Below are 19,315 nucleotides of genomic sequence, written 5' to 3'. Positions count from 1 at the left end.
CCATCTCTGAGGGGATTCGGGGCATGTGGGATTTCGATATCGGCAGGTCGGTGTCCATCATGATGCGGACCTGGCCCTTCATTGTCTTTCGCATGGTCGTCTATTTCGGTATCACGCTGGCCTACATCATGGCGACCGGCACCGGTGCCTCGGTCGGCTATGGCGTCGGCCATATCTCCACAGATCCCGACGGGCCGATGTCCTTTGCCCTATGGGGCGGCGTGGTTGGCTTCGGCGTCGTCTCGATCGCCGTCTACTGGATCCGGGAATACATCCTCTACGTCGTCAAGGCCGGCCATATCGCCGTCATGGTCCATCTGATCGACGGCCAGGACGTCCCCGGCGGCCAGAACCAGATCGCCTATGCCAGGCAAGTCGTGACCGAGCGGTTCGCCGAGGCCAACATCCTTTTCGTCGTCGACCAGCTGGTCAAGGGCGCCATTCGCACCGTCACCGGCCTGCTCGGAGGCATCGCCGCCTTCCTGCCGATTCCGGGCCTGAGCGGTCTTGTCTCCTTCATCAACACGGTGATCCGCCTTTCGCTGACCTATGTCGACGAGATCATCCTCGGCTATAATATCCGCATCAATTCGTCCTCGCCCTTCGAGACGGCCCGGCAAGGCGTGGTGCTCTATTCCCAGAACGGCAAGACCATGGTCAAGAACGCCGTCTGGCTGGCGGTGATCATGTGGGGCGTGTCCTTCGTCATCTTCCTGTTGATGCTGGCTCCTGCCGCCGCAATTCTCTTCATCATACCGGGGCAACTGGCTGGTTGGGCCTTCGTGCTCGCCATCATCTTTGCCTGGGCGTTCAAGGCGGCTTTCATCGAGCCTTTCGCCATCGCCTGCCTGATGCAGGTCTATTTCAAGACCATCGCCGGCCAGGTGCCCGATCCCGCCTGGGACGCCCGGCTCGCCGAGGCATCGTCGAAATTCAGGGAACTCAAGGACAAGGCGCTGGCCTCCTCCGGCGGCTCGCGCTGGGACACGGCCGGCGCGACACGCTGATCGGCGGGGCTTACCGCCACCGCATCGACGGCGTTGAGGCGCGCCACCGTCGATTTGAGCCGCATCTCGCCTTGGCCGCAAAAAGTCTCGCTCATGATCAGTTCGGGCAACGGTAGGCGTCGGCCCCAGCCATGCGTTTCAAGGTCCGGTTTGGGCGCAAATTCGGAGACCCGACCGACGCAGAGATAGGCGACCGGCGTTACGTGATCGGGAATGGACAACAGGCTTTTCAGCGCCCCGGCCTCGATGATGCTGACCCAGCCGACGCCGACGCCCTCGGCGCGCGCGGCCAGCCAGAAATTCTGCACCGCGCAGACCGTGCTGTAGAGGTCCATTTCCGGATTGTGCCAGCGTCCCAGCGGTGAGCCCTGCGAGCGTTGTCGGTCACAGGTGATGCAGATGTTGAGCGCGCTTTCGCAGATGCCTTCCAGCTTGAGCTTGCGGTAGAGCGCCTGCCTTTCCTCTTCGATGGCCGGCAATTCCTGCTCGCGCGCGGCCAAGAACAGGTCGCGCACCTCCGCTCGTCGTGCGGCATCGCGAATGACGATGAAGTTCCATGGCTGCATGAAGCCGACCGACGGCGCGTGATGGGCGGCAAGCAGCAGCCGCGCCAGCACCTCGTCGTCGAGCGCGTCGGGCAGGAAGTGGCTGCGCACGTCACGCCGCGTGAACATGGCGCGGTAGACCGCGTCGCGCGCCATCTGGTCAAATCCGTCGCTACCAGGAGCGGTCATGTGTTCCGGCATCGCTTGTCCCCTTGCGATTGCTATCGATGCCAGCCGCCTGACCATGCGGATGACGATGTCTGCCAGGCCGGTCTTCTGGCTTGGGATCAACCCGCGTCCGGCGCCTTCCCGTCATCGACAGTGGCATTCACCGGCGCGGTCCCCCTCACAGCGTTGGGCACGCCACGGAATTCAACCGTGTTCCCGATTCTCCCGCTTGCGGCGGGCACCAGGCAGTGCCGGCGACCTTACGCCGAACCGCTGAGGGCGCCAATCCCCGCAGCGACGCCAATGGACGCAGGCGTGATTTTCCCCAGCGATCGAGCCGCGATGCATGGCCATCGCGGCGCCGGGGCACTAGATAGGGAGCATGGCCACTCGTCTCTACACGCATCCGATCTTCCTCGAACACATCACGCCGCCTGGCCACCCCGAGCGGCCGGATCGCTTGCGCGCCATCGAGCGCGTGCTCGACGACGAGGCCTTTGCCGCGCTCGATCGTGTCACGGCGCCGGAAGGTGACGAGGCCACCATCCTCTACGCGCATCCCGCCGATTTCGTCGCCCGCGTGCGCGCCGCCATCCCTGACCAAGGCATCGCCCGCATCGATGCCGACACCACCGCCAGCCCGAAGAGTTGGCAAGCGGCGATCGCGGCGATCGGCGCCGCCAATGCCGCCGTCGACGATGTCTTTGAGGGCCGCGCCGACAATGTCTTCGTCGCAGCGCGGCCTCCCGGCCACCATGCCGAAAAAACCACGGCCATGGGCTTCTGCCTCTTCAACACGGCGGCCATCGCCGCGCGTTATGCGCAGAAGAAGCATGGCATCGAGCGCGTGGCGGTCGTCGACTGGGACGTGCATCACGGCAACGGCACGCAGGACATTTTCTGGGATGATCCCTCGGTGCTCTACTGCTCGACGCATCAGATGCCGCTCTACCCCGGCACCGGCGCGAAGGACGAGACCGGCGCCGGCAATATCGTCAACGCGCCGCTGGCGCCGCAGACCGGCAGTGAGGTGTTTCGCGATGCCTTCCTGTCGCGCGTGCTGCCGGCGCTCGACAATTTCGCGCCGGAATTGATCGTCATTTCCGCAGGCTTCGATGCGCACCACCGCGACCCGCTGGCCGAGATCAACCTGACCGAGGACGATTTCGACTGGGCGACCGGCCAGCTGATGCAGCGTGCCGCGCGCCACAGCGGCAACCGGCTCGTCAGCCTGCTCGAGGGCGGCTACGATCTGCAGGGATTGGCATTTTCGGTCGCCGCCCATGTCGGGCGACTGATGAAAGGATGAACGATGGCTGGTGAGACCAACGAAGACGTCAAGGCGATGAGCTTCGAACAGGCACTCGACGCGCTGGAGAAGATCGTCGATGATCTGGAGCGTGGCGACGTGCCGCTCGACCAGTCGATCAAGATCTATGAGCGCGGCGAGGCATTGAAGGTGCATTGCGACCGGCTGCTGAAGGCTGCCGAGGACAAGGTCGAGAAGATCAGGCTGTCGCGCGACGGCAAGCCGGTCGGGACGGAGCCGCTCGACCCGGACTGAGGCGCGCAGCCGTCTCACCGGTTTTTGGACACGATCGTGATTGAGTATAGAGTTCGTCTCGATTGAAATGGCTCCAGGACAAGAGGAGATACGGAAGCGATGTGCAGAAACATCAAGACCCTGTTCAATTTTGATCCGCCGGCAACCAACGACGAAGTCCGCGACGCTGCACTTCAGTTCGTCCGCAAGCTGAGCGGAACGACGCGGCCCTCGAAGCAGAACCAGCACGCGTTCGACCGTGCGGTCGAAGTCATCGCGGCATCGGCGCGCGAGCTTCTCGATTCGCTTGAAACCAACCAGCATCCGCGCAATCGCGAAGAGGTTGCGGCCAAACTGCGGGCAAAGGCGGCGATCCGCTTTGCCTGATGTGGCCAGGGCGGTCCTTGGCCGCTGACAAGGAGAGTTCATGAGCTTCTTCCCAGGGAAAGACCCTGAAGCCGGCGACGCCTTTGCCAGCGACCAGATCGAGCTGATGGTCATCCCGAATGCCAAGGACATTGGCGGCTTTGAAGTCCGCCGCGCCTTGCCGACCGCCAAGAGACGGCTGGTCGGTCCGTTCATCTTCTTCGACCGCATGGGACCGGCGATCCTGCGCGCCGGCCAGGCGCTCGATGTCCGCCCGCATCCGCATATAGGCCTGTCGACGGTGACCTATCTGTTCGACGGCAAGATCCGCCATCGTGATTCCCTGGGCACCGAAATGGTGATCCAGCCCGGCGACGTGAACCTGATGACCGCCGGCCGCGGCATCGTGCACTCCGAGCGCACGCCGGAAGAACTGCGCGGCGCGCCGATGTCGATCTCCGGCCTGCAGACATGGCTGGCGCTGCCCGACGACAAGGAAGAGGTGGCGCCGGTGTTCGAGAACACCGCTGTCTTGCGGCTTCCCGATGTCGACGCCGAAGGCGTCAGCGGCCGCATTGTCATCGGCGATTTCCAGGGACTGCGCTCCCCGGTGCGCACCGACTCCGAGACGCTCTACGCCGATCTCAGGCTAGCGCCGGGCGCCAGCGTGAAAATCCCAGCCGATGCGGAAGAACGCGCCATCTATACGCTGGAAGGCGAGGTCGCGATTTCAGGCGACGTCTTCCCGGCCGAACGGCTGCTGGTGTTCCGGCCCGGTGACGACATCATCGTATCGTCGCAAACCGGTGCGCATTTCATGCTGTTCGGCGGCGCCTCGCTCGGTTCGAAGCGGTATATCTGGTGGAATTTCGTCTCGTCGTCCAAGGAGCGCATCGAACAGGCCAAGCAGGAGTGGAAGACGGGCCGCTTCGATATCGTTCCAGGAGATGAGGAAGAGTTTATTCCGCTGCCCGAAAGCTGAAGAAGGTCGGCGAGGGGACCTGATCGATCCGCGTCACCGACACGCATTTACTTTCGCCGGCCGGCGGCCTATCCCGCCGTTGAACAGAAAGCCCGAGCACCCGTGAACGCAACGCCGCATACGCCGCTTCTCGACAAGGTCCGTATTCCGGCGGACCTGCGCGCACTTGCCGAGAGCGAGCTGCCGCAACTGGCGTCCGAACTTCGCCTCGAACTGATCGACGCCGTGTCACGCACGGGCGGTCACCTGGGTGCCGGCCTCGGCGTGGTCGAACTGACGGTGGCGCTGCATTATGTCTTCGACACGCCGGATGACCGGCTGATCTGGGATGTCGGCCACCAGGCCTATCCGCACAAGATCCTGACCGGCCGCCGCGACCGCATCCGCACGCTGCGCCAGGAAGGTGGTCTGTCCGGCTTCACCCGCCGCGCCGAGAGTGAATACGATCCCTTTGGCGCCGCCCATTCCTCGACATCGATATCGGCTGGCCTCGGCATGGCCGCCGCGCGCGACCTCTCCGGTGGCCGCAACAACGTCATCGCCGTCATCGGCGATGGCGCCATGTCGGCCGGCATGGCCTATGAGGCGATGAACAATGCCGGCGCGCTCGATGCCCGTCTCATCGTCATCCTCAACGACAACGACATGTCGATCGCCCCGCCGACCGGCGCCATGAGCGCGTATCTGGCGCGGCTTGCCTCCGGCAAGGCCTATGCCGGCCTGCGCGACTTCGGCAAGAAGCTGACCTCCTACCTTGGCAAGCGCGCCGACCGCGCGATCACAAGGGCGGTCGAGCATGCACGCGGCTACGTCACCGGCGGCACGCTGTTCGAGGAACTCGGATTCTACCATATCGGCCCGATCGACGGTCACAATCTCGAGCATCTGATCCCAGTGCTGAAAAACGTCCGCGACAATGGCGAAGGGCCGGTGCTGATCCATGTCGTCACCCAGAAGGGCAAGGGCTATGCGCCGGCCGAAGCCGCCGCCGACAAATATCACGGCGTCAACAAGTTCGACGTCATCACCGGCGCTCAGGCTAAGGCGCCGGCCAACGCGCCGGCCTACACCAAAGTGTTCGCCGAAAGCCTGATCCAGGAGGCCCGCGAGGACGACCGTATCGTGGCCGTCACCGCCGCCATGCCGAGCGGCACCGGCCTCGACCAGTTCGGTGAGGTGTTCCCGGCCAGGACGTTCGATGTCGGCATTGCAGAGCAGCACGCGGTCACCTTTGCGGCCGGCCTCGCGACCGAAGGCTACAAGCCGTTCGTGGCGATCTATTCGACCTTCCTGCAGCGCGCCTACGACCAGGTCGTCCACGACGTCGCGATTCAGAAACTGCCGGTGCGCTTCCCGATCGACCGCGCCGGCTTCGTCGGTGCCGACGGCGCCACCCATTGCGGCGCTTTCGACACCACCTTCCTGGCAAGCCTGCCGGGCTTTGTCGTGATGGCCGCCGCCGACGAGGCGGAGCTGCGCCACATGGTGCGCACCGCGGCGAGCTATGATGACGGCCCGATCGCCTTCCGCTATCCGCGCGGCAACGGCGTCGGCGTCGACATGCCGGAGCGCGGCTCGGTTCTCGAACTCGGCAAGGGCCGCATTATCAGGGAAGGCACCAAGGTCGCCCTGCTGTCCTTCGGTACGCGTTTGCAGGATTGTCTGGTCGCCGCCGAGGAACTCGGCGCGGCCGGGCTTTCCACTACGGTCGCCGATGCCCGTTTCGCCAAGCCGCTCGACCAGGATCTGATCCGGCGGCTCGCCCGCTCGCACGAGGTTCTTGTGACGGTGGAGGAGGGGGCAGTGGGCGGCTTCGCCAGCCACGTGCTGCAGTTCCTCGCCCATGAAGGATTGCTGGAAAGCGGCCTCAAGGTGCGCCCGCTGGTGTTGCCCGACACCTTCACCGACCACGCCAAGCCGGAAAAAATGTATGCCGATGCCGGTCTCGATGCCGACGGCATCGTGCGCACCGTGTTCACCGCGCTCGGCCATACCGCCCACGCCCAGCGCGCCTGACTCGACATATCAAGCGCTTGAATCGGTTTGCCGGCCTGATTTCATAACCCATTGTTAACACTGTCATTTGGCGTTTTGCTTACCGTATCCCTTGGCCGTTTTTCAACGACGCCCTGCTAGATCGGTGCCAGGCAGGGAGACAATGGGAATGAAGACGCTTTTGTGTGGCGCGGCGTTTCTGGCCGTCATTGCGGCACCCGCGGCGGCCGAGACCAGCTATGACCGCAACCTCGAAAAGGCGGCGGTGGGCATCGTCGCCGGCAAGATGGGCGATATCAGGGGCGGCTTCTCCTACAAGCAGGTGCCGCAATTGGTGGTCGTACCCGATCCCGCGCCTGCGCCCCCGGCTGAGCATCCGCGTGAACAGGCCTCAGGTGGGCGGGGTGACGGGCTGTCTCCAGCCGTCGACCGGCAAGTGCCCCGCACCATATTCTAGAACCACATATCGCGTACGCAGCGGCCGTCTCGCGGCAGGTCCTCAAAAGTGTCGAGGCCGTCGAAATGGTCGATCGGCAAGTCGGCGACTGCCTCTGGCGGCGCCAGCCGCACATTGACGGCGATGCGCATTCGCCCGGAGGCATCCGCGCGCAATCCGCGCCAGGCCAGCACACAGGCGCAGGTCGGGCAGAACAGGATTTCGAGCGATGGCGTGTTCTTTCCGGCGCGCGTATAGCTGCCCGCCGGTCCCGATACGCGGATACGTTCGTCGACATAGTCATAGGCCCAAAGCACGCCGTAGCGACGGCAAAGCGTGCAGTTGCAGGCCGTGATCGGCCCGGGATCGCCTTCCAGGGTCCAGTGAGTTGCGCCACAGTGGCAAGTTCCTGTCAGCATTCGTTCTCCCCCGGGATGTTTCGACGACAGCTCTCCTCGACCACCATTTTGCCGGACCTGATGCGATGCATGCAAGCCGCGACGCGGCGCGATGCGTTCGCCGCACTTCCCTGTCTCGCCCAATGTCCTTGCCTTCGCTGCCGGCTTTCGCCATGAAGGCCAATGAATTCGCCTCTGCCAGCCAGTGCCCGCCAGCGGCTCGACGACCTGCTCGTCCAGCGCGGGCTGTTTGCCAGCCGCTCGCGGGCACGCGATGCGGTCGAGCGCGGCACGGTGACGGTCGACGGTGTTATCGCACGCAAGCCCGGTCAGAACGTCTCGCCGCAATGTCTTGTGACCATCGATGATCCGGCGCAAGGCTATGTGTCGCGCGCGGCGCTGAAGTTGCTCGGCGGCCTTGACCATTTCGGCCTCGACCCCGCTGGAAGCGAGGCGCTGGACGTCGGCGCTTCGACCGGCGGCTTCACCCAGGTGCTGCTCGAACGCGGCGCATCCCATGTCACGGCGATCGATGTCGGTCACGGCCAGATGCATCCCGATATTGCCGGAGATTCGCGCGTCACGGTCGTCGAGGGGCTGAACGCCCGCGATCTCACCATCGCCGATCTTGGGGGCCGCAGTCCCGACTTCATCGTTTCCGATGTCAGCTTCATCTCGCTGAAGCTGGCGCTACCGCCGGCACTCGCCATTGCGAAACCCGGTGCCAGGGCGATCTTTCTGGTCAAGCCGCAATTCGAGGCGGGTCGCGAGGCGATCGGCAAGGGCGGTCTGTTGAAAGATCCCTTCGACGCTGCCCGTGTCGCCGGCCTGCTGCAGGATTGGCTCGACGCCGTTCCAGGCTGGCGTTCGCTCGGCCTGCATCTGTCGCCGATCGAAGGTGGCGACGGCAATCGCGAATTCCTGCTCGGTGGGATCAAGGATCGATGAGCGCACGCTTCACCATCAAAAAGCTTGGCGCCCAGGGCGACGGCATCGCCGAAACCGAAAGCGGCGATCTGTTCATTCCCTTCACGCTGCCCGGTGAAACCGTCACCGCCGCGCGCGAAAGGGATCGCGCCATGCTGATGGCGGTGCTGGAGGCCTCGCCGCTGCGCATCGATCCCGCCTGCCGCCATTTCACCGAATGCGGCGGCTGCGCCCTCCAGCATTTCCAGGCCGATGCCTATCGCCAATGGAAACGCGACAAGGTGGTCCACGCCCTGAAGGGCATCGATTGCGACGTCGGCGACCTGGTTGCCTGCGCGCCGCACACGCGTCGCCGTGTAGTGCTCGCCGCCCGGCGCACCGAGACAGGCATGCTGCTCGGCTTCAATCGCCACCTGTCGCCGGAAATCATTTCCATATCCGAATGTCCGATCTCGCTGCCCGAGATCGTCGCCGCGCTCGACCGGCTTAAGGCGCTCGCGGACTTGATCTGCGTCACCACGAAATCGTTCCGGATGGCGGTGACCGTGACCGGTTCCGGCCTCGACATCGCCGCGCATGAATCCGGCAAGCTCGGCGAGAACCAGCGCCGCATCGCCTCCAATTTTGTCATGGCGCAGGGCTTTGCCAGGCTGTCCATCGATGACGAGATCATCATCGAACCGAGGAAGCCCGTGGTCATGTTCGGCAGCGTCGCGGTTGCCGTGCCGCCCGGCGCCTTCCTGCAGGCTACCGAGGCAGCCGAACAGACCATGGCCGATATTGTCGGCGCCCATCTGAAGCGTGCCAAGAAAGTCGCCGATCTTTTCGCCGGCTGCGGCAGTTTTGCCTTGCGATTGGCCGCAAAGTCGGAAGTGCACGCGGTGGAAGGCGATGCGGCGGCCCTTTCTGCGCTCGACCGCGGATCGCGTTTCGCGACCGGCCTGAAGCGGGTGACGGGCGAGCGCCGCGACCTGTTCCGGCGGCCGCTGACATTCAAGGAGTTGAACGCCTTCGACGGCCTCGTCTTCGACCCGCCTCGCGCGGGCGCCGAGGACCAGTCGAAGCAGATCGCCCGCTCGGATGTCCCGTACATCGCCGCGGTGTCCTGCAACCCGGTGACGCTGGCGCGCGACCTGCGCATCCTGATCGACGGGGGCTACGCCTTGAAAAGCGTGACGCCGATCGACCAGTTCCTGTGGTCGCCCCATGTTGAGGCCGTCGCCTTGCTGGAGAAACCGAGGCGACGCCGGTAGTCCGATGCCGCTGGCTCGCGGAAATTTGTGAAGCCTGTGCTCTTTCGACGAAATTGCGCCCCAAAGCCGCCGCGTTGCGTCTCTTTATTTTTGCCCGGTTCGGGAAACATTGCGGCCCCTCCGGCGTTGTCAGGCTGAAGGGACGACGGATGGCGGATTGCAATGCGGACGCTTCGGAAATTCCTTGGTCTCGTCGTCGTTCTCATCTTTTTCGCGGTTACCGCCGCAACCGGGGCGCTGGCGCAAGGTGAAAAGCGTCTGGCCTTCGTCATCGGCAATAGCGCCTACAAGACCGGAGAACTCGCGACGGCCGCCAATGACGCCGGCCTGATCGCGCAGACATTGCAGGCCGCCGGGTTTGACGTCGTCGGCGCGCGTGACGTGGACCAGGACTCGCTGCGCGGCGCGTTCCGCGATTTCATGGGCAGGGTGTCCGCGGCCGGTCCCGACGCCGTCGTTTTCGTCTATCTCGCAGGCCATGGCGTGCAGTTCGAGGGCGAGAACTACTTCCTGCCGGTCGATGCTCAGATCGCCAATCCAAACGATATCCCGCTTCAGGCGATGCGGGTTTCCGATATCACCAGGCCGCTGTCCGGGTTGCCGACCAAGGTCAATATCGTCGTGCTCGATGCGGCGCGGCCAAACCCCTTCCCAAAGTGGAAGGAGCCGCTGGCCGGTGGCCTTGCCTTGGTCGATCCCGATCCGAACATGCTGATCGCCTTCAACGCCGCTCCGGGAACCGTCGCGCCGGAGGGCAAAGCGCCCTACGGAGCCTATGCCAAGGCGCTTGCCGAGATGATGCGCGAAGGCGGCCTGTCGCTACGGGACGTGTTCGACCGCACGCGCCTGCGCGTCAGCGAGGTTACGCAAGGCGGGGAACTGCCATGGAGCGCTTCGAAGATCACGGCGCCTTTCGTTTTCTTCGAACGCAGCGCGGATGCTCCTCCGCCCAAGGTTTCGGACGCGGAGACCCGGGCGGCGCGAACCAGGCCGATCCGCGATTTCGACCCGCGTGACGCCTATGTTGCCGCCCTCGAGCGCGACACGATGCGCGGTTACGACGAATTCCTCGATGCCTATCCGCACGATCCGATGGCCAAGCGCGTACGCGCCATCATTGCGGCCCGGCGTGAGGCGATCACCTGGCGCGAGACCTGGATGACGGACACGCCTGAAGCCTACTGGTCCTATCTGGAGCGCTACCCGCGCGGCCCGCATGCCTGGGACGCGCGCCGCCGGCTGGAGCATTTCGACGCCGAACTGGAGCCGCCGGAGAGCTTCACCGTCATCGTCTACGACGTGGCGCCACCGCCGCCCGAGGAAATTATCTATGTCGACCGTCCAGTAGTCTTTTTCGACGACTTCGATTTCGCGCCGCCACCGCCGATCACGGTGATCTTCCTGCCGCCGCCGCCGCCGGATTTCGTCGTGCTTGAGCCACCGCCGCCGCCGGTCGATGTCTTCGTCTTGCCGACTCCCGTATTCGTGCCGATACCCGTGTTCTTCAACCCGCCGCGCCACATCGTGCCGCCGCCGAACGACATTATATTCAACAACATCCACAACACGACCGTCATCAACAACATCAACACCACGATCAAAAACGAGACCGATCAGGCCGCGCAGCCAAGTGCCGGTGTTCAGGGTGGCCGCACCACGGGCCGGCAGACGACCGGAGGCGCCGTTGGCGCCCGCGCGGATGCGCTGGCGGCCAGGGTCGCGCTGCCGCCGCCGCTGCAGAAGAAGGCGGCCATGTCCCGTCAGATCACCAATCAGCAACAGGGCGACCGGAAACAGGGCGGCCAGAAACAGGGCGGCGAGAAACAGGGCGGCGAGAAACAGCGCGTCATCGAGGGCCAGCAGTCCGGCACTGCTATTCCGCAGTCCGAGACCCGGTCCGCGACGGGCAAGCTTTCGCGCGACCATGCCCTGCCTGGAGCGAACGGCAAGAGGCTGCCGCTCGTCAACGGCAAGCCGGCGCTCAAAGATCGGAACTTGCCTAGCGACCAGAACCTGCCTGGCGACCAGAACCTGCCTGGCGACAAGTCAGGGAAGCGTTTGAGCGGGCGGGGCGCGGCGGGTGGCAACAACAACCAGCAGACCACTGGAAACGCCGGCGCCGCCGCTACCGGCAAAAGCAATGAGCAGACCAGAGCCGGCAATGCCCAGGGCAAGAATCGCAAGCTCCGCAAGCTGCCGGCCGCCAATGGCATGCCGGACGAGAACCAGCCGAGCGCGCGGGAGAAGTTCCGGAAGAACAATCCGAACGCCTTCTCCGATGAGAGCAGCGGCAGGCCGAAGAAGCTGAGGCGCAAGGACCTGTCCGCCGGCCGCTCTGTTTTCGAATCGGATGATCAGGGCTCGACCGCAGCCAAAAAGGGCAGGAAATTCCGCAAGCTGCCGACCGTCAACGGTATGCCGGCCGAGAACCGGCCGCGCGTTGAGGAGCGGTTCAGGAACAACAATCCGGACGTGTTCTCCGAGCGGAACAACGGCAGGCCGAGGAAGCTGATGCGCAGGGATCTGTCTCCCGGCCAGTCCATCGTCGAACCCGGCGATCAAGGTTTGGCCAACAGGAGCGACAGGGGCAGGAAGTTCCGCAGGCTGCAGAACGAAGAAGGGTCCGCCGGTGGCGAGGTCGACGTCCAGCACAACTTCAAGGTCAACAGGCCGGACGAGAACGCGCAGCGCCGGTTCAGCCAGGAAAGGCCGAACGAGCAGGTGCTGCGGCCGCAAAGACAGGAACCGAAGCCGGAATTCCGAGAGCAGCCGAGACCTCAGATGCAGGAGCGGCGCTTGCCGCAGCCGCAGGAGTCCAAGAAGAAGCCATCTTGCGGGCAAGAGGGCCAGCCGTCCTGCAACCAATAGGCTGGTCGCAGCGGAAGCATTTCCAGGAAAAGGCTCATAGTTCGGCTGCTCGGTCTGAGAGCCTGGCGACACGTCAGGTTTTCGGAGTGCCGCCGCGCTGGTTGATCGACATCCAGATGTTCGGGTTCTGCTGCGACTGGCGTTTCAGGAAATAATAGCCGGTCGCGTTCCAGGGCCGGATTTCATCGCCCAGGTTGTCCAGGACGAGATCGCCCCTGTCGGTCTTCACCGTCAGGATAGTGTGGCCTTCATTGTGCAGGTCGCGAACCACCGTCATCAGCAGCGCCTGCCGGGGAAATCCCGCTTCCATGAGAAGCTTGCGCTTGTAGAGCGCGTAGATCTTGCAGTCGCCCCTGCCGTCCACCGGATAATCCCAGTGGTCCATCATCGTGCCCCAGTGTTCGTAGTTGCTGACCGGCTTGATGGCGCGGTTCGCCTTTTGGTTTATCCGCTTAAGGGTCCGCAGGTTCTGCGCGGTCAGCTTGACGCTCGTGGCCGGCAGGGCGGGCACCTTGCACTCATTCGGCCTGCGACGGCAGAAATCGACCCAGCCATAGGGAACGCTGGTGCGTCCTCCAACGGCGGCGGAGCGCAGGTCGATCGCGATCGGCTGCGCGTTCGTGGCCGGAACCGACGGCCGCTTGAACAATGTCGACTGCGCCGCGGAGGGGTCGACAGATAGCGATGTCGCACCGATCAACGAAACAAGGCCCAGAAGGAAGGAAGAGGTCAGGACGCCAGGGGAACGCAGCACTGCAAACACCACCGCAACGAGAAGACTGGCGACGAGTTAATGCGGAAACGCCGGCCAAGGCAATTGAACAATTAATAATTTGCTAACACGATCGTGTTCGGAGCCCGCTAGACCTCTTGCACGCCGCCATGCCTTGCAGCCCGAGCAGACTTGACGAGTTTGCGGTCGAAGGTGGCAAATCCCGAGCAATGCGCGGACTTGCCGAGATGCAGTGCATCCGCGAAATCCATCCCCGTCTCGGCCAGATCGAGGGCGGATGAGACGGTGGTGGCATCCTCCATCTCGACAGTTGGGAGCCCGCCGAACGCCCGCAGAGCCCGCGCTACTTCGGCCTGTCCGTAACCATAGGCACTGCGCAGCACCCATTCGACTTCCAGGATCACCGTGGTGGTGGCAAAGACCGACTGACCGTCGATCAACTCTCGGGCGCGCGGCGATTGCTGCGGATGGTCGCTCGTCAGGTAACGAACGATGACATTGGTATCAATCGCGAGCATGGCGTCGCCGCGCCTCGGCAAGCACGCCCGCGTCCATTTCTTCAAGCGTCTTCGGTTTGCCGATGTGGGGCAGGGAACCAAACACCTCTTCCGGGCGCGTCTCGGCAAAAGCCGGCGCAGGCTTCAAAAGGACGCCCTCCGGTGTGTCCTCGACCTGCAGGCGCGTTCCGGCACCCCAATCCCTCCGCTTCCGGATTGCACTGGGCAGGATGACTTGTCCCTTGGTCGAGACGGTCGTTGTGAGTTTTTCGGAAGCGGCCATTGTGGCTTACCTTGTAAGACGAAGGTAAGATAGATCGCGGCCGAACCGAATTCAAGCCCTGAAAGCCCATCGGGATCGTGAAACGCCGCCCGCCCTCAAACCCGGGTGCCGCCGACCGTCATCTGGTTCATTCTAAGATGCGGCTGGCCGACGCCGACCGGCACGCCTTGTCCGGCCTTGCCGCACATGCCGATGCCATTGTCGAGCTTCATGTCGTTGCCCACCATCGAGACGCGGTGCATGGCGTCGGGCCCGTTGCCGATCAGCATCGCCCCCTTGATCGGCTGCGTTACCTTGCCGTTCTCGATCAGGTAGGCCTCGGTGCAGCCGAACACGAATTTTCCAGACGTGATGTCCACCTGGCCGCCGCCGAAGGAGACGGCGTAGATGCCATTCTTGACGGAGGCGATGATCTCGTCGGGCTCCATGTCGCCCGCGGTCATGTAGGTGTTGGTCATGCGCGGCATCGGCTGGTGCGCGTAGCCTTCGCGCCGGCCGTTGCCGGTTGCCTTCATGCCCATCAGCCGGGCGTTCTGGCGATCCTGCATGTAGCCGACCAGTCTGCCGTCCTCGATCAGCACGTTGCGGGCCGAAGGCGTGCCTTCGTCGTCGACGGTGAGCGAGCCGCGCCGCTCGGGGATCGTGCCGTCATCGACGACGGTGACGCCCTTGGCGGCGACCTGCTGGCCCAACAGGCCGGCGAAGGCCGAGGTCTTCTTGCGGTTGAAGTCGCCTTCCAGGCCGTGGCCGACGGCTTCGTGCAGCATGACGCCCGGCCAGCCGCTGGAGAGCACGATGTCGAAGGTGCCGGCCGGGGCGGGGATCGCCTCGAGGTTGACCAGCGCCTGCCTGAGCGCCTCTTTTGCGGCGTGTTTCCAGCTGTCCTCGATCAGGAATTCGCCGAACGCCTTGCGCCCGCCCATGCCGTAGGAGCCGCTCTCCTGGCGGTCGCCATCGCCGACCACGACCGAGACGTTGATGCGGACCAGCGGCCGGATGTCGCGCACCATCTGGCCGTCGGCGCGCACGATCTCGACATGCTGCCAGGAGGCGGCGAGCGAGGCGGTTACCTGGCGCACGCGCGGATCCTCGGCCCGCAGCCAGGCGTCGATTTCCTGCAGCAGCTTTGCCTTGGCCTCGAAGGAAGGCGAGGGGATCGGGTTCTCCTCGCCATAAAGATGGCGGTTGGTGCGGGCGGGTGCGGCGGCAAGCGTGCCGGAATAGCCGCCCTTGACGGTCGAGACGGCATCCGCCGCACGCAGCAGCGAGGCCTCGGACAGGTCGCTCGAATGGGCATAGCCGCTGGCTTCACCCGCGACCGCGCGCAGGCCAAAGCCCTGGTCGGTGTTGAAATTGGCGGTTTTGAGCCGGCCATTGTCGAACATCAGCGCTTCGCTCTCGCTGTATTCGAGGAACAGTTCGCCGTCATCGGCGCCGTTGATGGTCTCGGCGACGATCTGCTTGATGCGATCGTCTGAAATGTCGAATTGGCCGATCAGGCTGTTCATGGCGCGTCCATTCGTGGGAAGATTGCTGCTTTCCCCCGATGTAGGCGTGAAGCCGCGCCGAGACAATCGGCAATGGAGATCCACGTCGCCGAATGACAGCGTCCGCTCGATGCGGGCGCCGCTTTCTGGTCATGAAAAACGCGTCATACTCACGGTTCTGTGCAACGTGCCGGGATCAGGGCAGCGCAGCAAAACCGTCGGCGAAACCCTTGAGGTCTACCGGGATGCCGATGCCTTCCTCAGGTGTCTGGAAGACGATGAACGTCGCCGATGTGCCGGTCTTCAGCGTGTCGAGCAGCGGCTTTTCGAGGATAACCTCGGCATAGCATCCGTCCTGGAAACAGCGCACGAAATAGGCGCGACCGATATCCTTGCCGTCGACATTGAGGCCGAGCCCGTTCGGCAAAAGCACGCCAAGCGGCGCCAGCACGCGCAGGATCTCGGCCTTGTTGTCGGCGGTGCGCAGCACGACGACCGACAGGCCCATTTCCGGACGGTCCTCGGCGACGACATTCTGCATCATCACGCATTGTTCCGAGGTGGCGCCGGCCGGCGTGTCGCAGATGATCGACCAGGCGCCATGCGTCGAGCGCACCGTGCCGCTCGGCTGGGCGGCGTTGGCCTGACCGGTGACGAACAGACCGGCCGCCGACAGGGCAGCGACAAGCATGGCCTTGACCAATGTGCTCGAAAGCCCCGGTCTCGTATGCCCCAGTCCTGAAAGCCAAGAGTTCATGACGGCTCCATTGCGAATCACGGCACTTTAAGCCGCGCCAATGCCAAGTAAAGGACGAGACCGCACGCGAACTGTCCCGAAACAGGCGATGCAGCGCTTTTCCCTGCCAATTTCGCCTGAATTACGACGCTCCCCGCGTCCTGCCGACACGAAGCGGGTGGCCTGCCGAACATACGCGTTTCGTCGTCGCGGCCGCTGCCCCGGAAGAGCCATGCCAGCCTGCGCGCAAAAATGCCGCACGGTTTCGGCCGCTCCTTTCTTGCGGAGGGAAAAAGAGTATGGTTTGAACCAGCTTGAGACTGTCGGGATTCCCGTCCCGGCATTGTTCGTTATTCTCGTTGGCACCGCCGCGAGGAACTGGGAGACGAAGAGGGCGATGAGAAATTTCCTAGCTAGCGCCAGGTTTCCAGCAAGTGCCAGGTTTCTGAGTGCCAGGTTTTTGAGTGCCAGGTTTCTGAGCACTTTTGCCGCTGCCACGATTTTTGCCGGCACATCCGCCCGGGCCGATCAGCCGGTGGAATGGGAGACGACCTTCCAGGCGCCGGCGACCGACATGATGCGGCAGATCGAATGGTTCGGAAACTACACGATGTGGTTCATCGCCCCGATCACCATTCTGGTGCTGCTCCTCCTCGCCTATTGCATCGTGAAATTCCGCGCGAGTGTGAACCCGGTTCCCTCCAAGACCAGCCACAATACGCTGATCGAGGTGGTCTGGACCGTCGGCCCGGTCGTGGTCCTGCTTTGCCTCGCCATTCCCTCGTTCCAGCTCCTGACCGCGCAGTACACGCCGCCGGAAGACGCCAAGCTGACCGTCAAGGCCACCGGCAACCAGTGGAACTGGGATTACGAGTACCAGACCGACAACACGCTCTCCTTCAATTCGGCCATCCTCCAGGATGGCGATCGCTCCAAGGCCGGCAAGGAGGATCGCAAGGTCTATCCGCGTCTGCTCGCCGTCGACAACGAACTGGTGGTGCCGGTCAACACGATGACCCGCGTGCTTGTCACCGCGACCGACGTGATCCACTCCTTCGCCATGCCGTCGTTCGGCATCAAGATCGACGCCATTCCGGGACGCACCAACGAGACCTGGTTCAAGGCGGAGAAGGAAGGCCTCTATTATGGCCAGTGCTCGCAGCTTTGCGGCAAGGACCATGCCTTCATGCCGATCGCCATCCGTGTCGTCTCGGACGCGCAGTTCAAGACCTGGCTGGCGGCAGCCAAGACCGATCTGCCCGGCGCCAACAAGACGCTGATGGCCGAGGTCGACGGCCAGAACAAGGTAGCGGCCGCCGGCAATTGATGCCGCGGGTTAGCAAGATTTAGGGAACGGAGCCGAACATGGCAGACGCTGCAGCTCACGACGGGCACGACCACAAGCCTTATCACGGCTGGGTGCGCTGGGTTTATTCGACCAACCACAAGGATATCGGTACGCTCTACCTGATCTTCGCGATCATGGCCGGCATCATCGGCGGCGCGCTGTCGGTTGCGATCCGCATGGAGCTGCAGGAGCCTGGCATCCAGATATTCAGCGGTCTGGCGCAGATGGTCTACGGCATGAACGGTGACGCCGCGGTCGACGGCGGCAAGAGCATGTACAACGCCTTTGCCACCGCGCACGCGCTGATCATGATCTTCTTCATGGTCATGCCCGCGCTCATCGGTGGTTTCGCCAACTGGATGGTGCCGATCATGATCGGCGCTCCCGACATGGCGTTCCCGCGCATGAACAACATCTCCTTCTGGCTGCTGCCGCCGGCCTTCATCCTGCTGCTCACCTCGATGTTCGTGCCGAGCGCACCGGGTGCCTATGGCGTCGGCGGCGGCTGGACGCTTTATCCGCCGCTGTCGACCTCGGGCCAGCCGGGGCCGGCCATGGATCTGGCGATCCTGTCGATCCACATCGCCGGTGCCTCGTCGATCCTCGGTGCCATCAACTTCATCACCACCATCTTCAACATGCGCGCTCCCGGCATGACCTTGCACAAGATGCCGCTGTTCGCGTGGTCGGTGCTTGTCACCGCCTTCCTGCTGCTGTTGTCCCTGCCGGTCCTGGCCGGCGGCATCACCATGCTGCTCACCGACCGCAATTTCGGCACGGCCTTCTTCGCGCCGGACAGCGGCGGCGATCCGCTGCTGTTCCAGCACCTGTTCTGGTTCTTCGGTCACCCGGAAGTCTACATTCTGATCCTGCCGGGCTTCGGCATCATCAGCCATATCGTCTCGACCTTCTCGAAGAAGCCGGTGTTCGGCTATCTCGGCATGGCTTACGCCATGGTGGCGATCGGCGCCGTCGGCTTCATCGTCTGGGCGCACCATATGTACACGACCGGTCTGTCGCTCGACACGCAGCGCTATTTCGTCTTCGCCACCATGGTCATCGCGGTGCCGACGGGCGTGAAGATCTTCTCCTGGATCGCCACGATGTGGGGCGGTTCGATCTCGTTCAAGACGCCCATGCTGTGGGCGCTGGGCTTCATCTTCCTGTTCACCATCGGTGGCGTTACCGGCGTCCAGCTGGCCAATGCCGGCCTCGACCGCTCGCTGCATGACACCTATTTCGTGATCGCCCACTTCCACTACGTCCTGTCGTTGGGCGCGGTGTTCGCCATCTTCGCCGGCTGGTACTACTGGTTCCCGAAGATGACCGGCTACATGTACTCGCCGGTGATCGCCAATACCCACTTCTGGGTCACGTTCGTCGGCGTCAACCTGATCTTCTTCCCGCAGCACTTCCTCGGCCTCGCCGGTATGCCGCGCCGCACCATCGACTATCCCGATGCGTTTGCCGGCTGGAACTATGTATCGTCGATCGGGTCCTATATCTCGGCCGTCGGCGTGGTGATCTTCCTCTACGGCGTGTTCGAAGCCTTCCAGAAGAAGCGGATCGCCGGCGCCAATCCGTGGGGCGAGGGTGCAACGACGCTGGAATGGCAGCTGCCTTCGCCGCCGCCTTTCCACCAGTGGGAACAGCTGCCGAAGATCAAGTAAGGCGGCTGCCCGCTCGAATACGAAGCCGCCGGTCCGCCGGCGGTTTCGGCCAACGGAATAATGGACTTGAGTA

At 63.8% G+C, this 19,315-nt stretch carries 18 protein-coding genes, 1 pseudogene and 1 riboswitch; of the genes and pseudogenes, 12 read left to right on the top strand and 7 right to left on the bottom strand.

Annotation, left to right across the window (positions count from 1 at the left end; genetic code table 11):
* The first annotated feature begins 23 nt into the window (after positions 1 to 23).
* Positions 24 to 1,007 (top strand): hypothetical protein, encoded by a 984-nt coding sequence (locus AC0NIH_RS27170; protein WP_473466914.1) that lies wholly within the window; start codon positions 24 to 26, stop codon positions 1,005 to 1,007.
* An 86-nt stretch (positions 1,008 to 1,093) separates the two neighbouring features.
* Here the strand turns inward: AC0NIH_RS27170 and bluB are convergent.
* Positions 1,094 to 1,753: pseudogene (gene bluB / locus AC0NIH_RS27165) on the bottom strand (5,6-dimethylbenzimidazole synthase); the annotation flags it as partial.
* 48 nt (positions 1,754 to 1,801) lie between these two features.
* Positions 1,802 to 1,981: riboswitch (cobalamin riboswitch) on the bottom strand.
* A 121-nt stretch (positions 1,982 to 2,102) separates the two neighbouring features.
* On the opposite strand from bluB, the gene AC0NIH_RS27160 reads away from it, so the two are divergent.
* The 6 genes from AC0NIH_RS27160 (at position 2,103) to AC0NIH_RS27135 (ending at position 7,063) form a co-directional block, all read left to right on the top strand.
* Entirely contained in the window at positions 2,103 to 3,029 is a 927-nt protein-coding gene (locus AC0NIH_RS27160; protein WP_473466916.1) for a histone deacetylase family protein, read from the top strand.
* Between the two features lie 3 nt (positions 3,030 to 3,032).
* Positions 3,033 to 3,284 (top strand): exodeoxyribonuclease VII small subunit, encoded by a 252-nt coding sequence (locus AC0NIH_RS27155; RefSeq protein ID WP_023764505.1) that lies wholly within the window; start codon positions 3,033 to 3,035, stop codon positions 3,282 to 3,284.
* A gap of 99 nt (positions 3,285 to 3,383) precedes the next feature.
* Complete coding sequence (locus AC0NIH_RS27150; protein ID WP_473466917.1) at positions 3,384 to 3,650, top strand: DUF2277 domain-containing protein; 267 nt, start codon at positions 3,384 to 3,386, stop codon at positions 3,648 to 3,650.
* A 40-nt stretch (positions 3,651 to 3,690) separates the two neighbouring features.
* Positions 3,691 to 4,611 (top strand): pirin family protein, encoded by a 921-nt coding sequence (locus AC0NIH_RS27145; protein WP_352714047.1) that lies wholly within the window; start codon positions 3,691 to 3,693, stop codon positions 4,609 to 4,611.
* Between the two features lie 102 nt (positions 4,612 to 4,713).
* Complete coding sequence (gene dxs / locus AC0NIH_RS27140) at positions 4,714 to 6,627, top strand: 1-deoxy-D-xylulose-5-phosphate synthase (protein ID WP_473466919.1); 1,914 nt, start codon at positions 4,714 to 4,716, stop codon at positions 6,625 to 6,627.
* A 148-nt stretch (positions 6,628 to 6,775) separates the two neighbouring features.
* Entirely contained in the window at positions 6,776 to 7,063 is a 288-nt protein-coding gene (locus AC0NIH_RS27135; RefSeq protein WP_013896670.1) for a hypothetical protein, read from the top strand.
* Here AC0NIH_RS27135 and AC0NIH_RS27130 read toward each other — a convergent pair.
* Positions 7,060 to 7,461, bottom strand: coding sequence for a GFA family protein (locus AC0NIH_RS27130; RefSeq protein ID WP_473466921.1), 402 nt, complete (start codon positions 7,459 to 7,461; stop codon positions 7,060 to 7,062). The genes AC0NIH_RS27135 and AC0NIH_RS27130 overlap by 4 nt on opposite strands.
* Positions 7,462 to 7,623: 162 nt before the next feature.
* Between AC0NIH_RS27130 and AC0NIH_RS27125 the strand changes: the two genes are divergently transcribed.
* From AC0NIH_RS27125 to AC0NIH_RS27115, 3 genes are all read left to right on the top strand, one after another.
* Positions 7,624 to 8,388: a TlyA family RNA methyltransferase gene (locus AC0NIH_RS27125; protein WP_473466922.1), complete on the top strand. Its 765-nt coding sequence runs from the start codon at positions 7,624 to 7,626 to the stop codon at positions 8,386 to 8,388.
* Positions 8,385 to 9,620 carry a class I SAM-dependent RNA methyltransferase gene (locus AC0NIH_RS27120; RefSeq protein ID WP_473466923.1) on the top strand — a complete coding sequence of 412 codons (1,236 nt, stop codon included), beginning with the start codon at positions 8,385 to 8,387 and terminating at the stop codon, positions 9,618 to 9,620. The genes AC0NIH_RS27125 and AC0NIH_RS27120 overlap by 4 nt, the downstream gene beginning before the upstream one ends.
* 162 nt (positions 9,621 to 9,782) lie before the next feature.
* Complete coding sequence (locus AC0NIH_RS27115) at positions 9,783 to 12,488, top strand: caspase family protein (RefSeq protein WP_473466925.1); 2,706 nt, start codon at positions 9,783 to 9,785, stop codon at positions 12,486 to 12,488.
* Positions 12,489 to 12,561: 73 nt separating this feature from the next.
* On the opposite strand, the gene AC0NIH_RS27110 is transcribed toward AC0NIH_RS27115, so the two are convergent.
* The 5 genes from AC0NIH_RS27110 to AC0NIH_RS27090 all read right to left on the bottom strand — a co-directional run bounded on the left by AC0NIH_RS27110 (position 12,562) and on the right by AC0NIH_RS27090 (position 16,245).
* Positions 12,562 to 13,242: a transglutaminase-like cysteine peptidase gene (locus tag AC0NIH_RS27110; protein WP_352714039.1), complete on the bottom strand. Its 681-nt coding sequence runs from the start codon at positions 13,240 to 13,242 to the stop codon at positions 12,562 to 12,564.
* Positions 13,243 to 13,349: 107 nt separating this feature from the next.
* Complete coding sequence (locus tag AC0NIH_RS27105; RefSeq protein WP_473466926.1) at positions 13,350 to 13,739, bottom strand: type II toxin-antitoxin system VapC family toxin; 390 nt, start codon at positions 13,737 to 13,739, stop codon at positions 13,350 to 13,352.
* Positions 13,726 to 14,001: an AbrB/MazE/SpoVT family DNA-binding domain-containing protein gene (locus tag AC0NIH_RS27100; RefSeq protein ID WP_473466928.1), complete on the bottom strand. Its 276-nt coding sequence runs from the start codon at positions 13,999 to 14,001 to the stop codon at positions 13,726 to 13,728. The genes AC0NIH_RS27105 and AC0NIH_RS27100 overlap by 14 nt, the downstream gene beginning before the upstream one ends.
* A 95-nt stretch (positions 14,002 to 14,096) precedes the next feature.
* On the bottom strand, positions 14,097 to 15,509 hold the full coding sequence (gene tldD / locus AC0NIH_RS27095) for a metalloprotease TldD (protein ID WP_023764493.1): 1,413 nt from the start codon (positions 15,507 to 15,509) through the stop codon (positions 14,097 to 14,099).
* A 175-nt stretch (positions 15,510 to 15,684) separates the two neighbouring features.
* Complete coding sequence (locus AC0NIH_RS27090; RefSeq protein ID WP_031250202.1) at positions 15,685 to 16,245, bottom strand: invasion associated locus B family protein; 561 nt, start codon at positions 16,243 to 16,245, stop codon at positions 15,685 to 15,687.
* 259 nt (positions 16,246 to 16,504) lie between these two features.
* Between AC0NIH_RS27090 and coxB the strand changes: the two genes are divergently transcribed.
* Positions 16,505 to 17,551, top strand: coding sequence for a cytochrome c oxidase subunit II (gene coxB / locus AC0NIH_RS27085; protein ID WP_473466930.1), 1,047 nt, complete (start codon positions 16,505 to 16,507; stop codon positions 17,549 to 17,551).
* Between the two features lie 38 nt (positions 17,552 to 17,589).
* Positions 17,590 to 19,242, top strand: coding sequence for a cytochrome c oxidase subunit I (ctaD, locus tag AC0NIH_RS27080; protein WP_023764490.1), 1,653 nt, complete (start codon positions 17,590 to 17,592; stop codon positions 19,240 to 19,242).
* Positions 19,243 to 19,315 lie beyond the last annotated feature (73 nt).

Source organism: Mesorhizobium sp. WSM1386 (genome assembly GCF_055901595.1).
This window is presented reverse-complemented; position numbering and strand designations above follow the sequence as displayed.

Bases quoted from the DNA above. Each gene is read 5' to 3' on its own strand.
- AC0NIH_RS27170 (WP_473466914.1), top strand. From the start codon at position 24: ATGTGGGATTTCGATATCGGCAGGTCGGTGTCCATCATGATGCGGACC.
- AC0NIH_RS27160 (WP_473466916.1), top strand. From the start codon at position 2,103: ATGGCCACTCGTCTCTACACGCATCCGATCTTCCTCGAACACATCACG.
- AC0NIH_RS27155 (WP_023764505.1), top strand. From the start codon at position 3,033: ATGGCTGGTGAGACCAACGAAGACGTCAAGGCGATGAGCTTCGAACAG.
- AC0NIH_RS27150 (WP_473466917.1), top strand. From the start codon at position 3,384: ATGTGCAGAAACATCAAGACCCTGTTCAATTTTGATCCGCCGGCAACC.
- AC0NIH_RS27145 (WP_352714047.1), top strand. From the start codon at position 3,691: ATGAGCTTCTTCCCAGGGAAAGACCCTGAAGCCGGCGACGCCTTTGCC.
- AC0NIH_RS27135 (WP_013896670.1), top strand. From the start codon at position 6,776: ATGAAGACGCTTTTGTGTGGCGCGGCGTTTCTGGCCGTCATTGCGGCA.
- AC0NIH_RS27130 (WP_473466921.1), bottom strand. From the start codon at position 7,461: ATGCTGACAGGAACTTGCCACTGTGGCGCAACTCACTGGACCCTGGAA.
- AC0NIH_RS27125 (WP_473466922.1), top strand. From the start codon at position 7,624: ATGAATTCGCCTCTGCCAGCCAGTGCCCGCCAGCGGCTCGACGACCTG.
- AC0NIH_RS27120 (WP_473466923.1), top strand. From the start codon at position 8,385: ATGAGCGCACGCTTCACCATCAAAAAGCTTGGCGCCCAGGGCGACGGC.
- AC0NIH_RS27115 (WP_473466925.1), top strand. From the start codon at position 9,783: ATGCGGACGCTTCGGAAATTCCTTGGTCTCGTCGTCGTTCTCATCTTT.
- AC0NIH_RS27105 (WP_473466926.1), bottom strand. From the start codon at position 13,739: ATGCTCGCGATTGATACCAATGTCATCGTTCGTTACCTGACGAGCGAC.
- AC0NIH_RS27100 (WP_473466928.1), bottom strand. From the start codon at position 14,001: ATGGCCGCTTCCGAAAAACTCACAACGACCGTCTCGACCAAGGGACAA.
- tldD (WP_023764493.1), bottom strand. From the start codon at position 15,509: ATGAACAGCCTGATCGGCCAATTCGACATTTCAGACGATCGCATCAAG.
- AC0NIH_RS27090 (WP_031250202.1), bottom strand. From the start codon at position 16,245: ATGAACTCTTGGCTTTCAGGACTGGGGCATACGAGACCGGGGCTTTCG.
- ctaD (WP_023764490.1), top strand. From the start codon at position 17,590: ATGGCAGACGCTGCAGCTCACGACGGGCACGACCACAAGCCTTATCAC.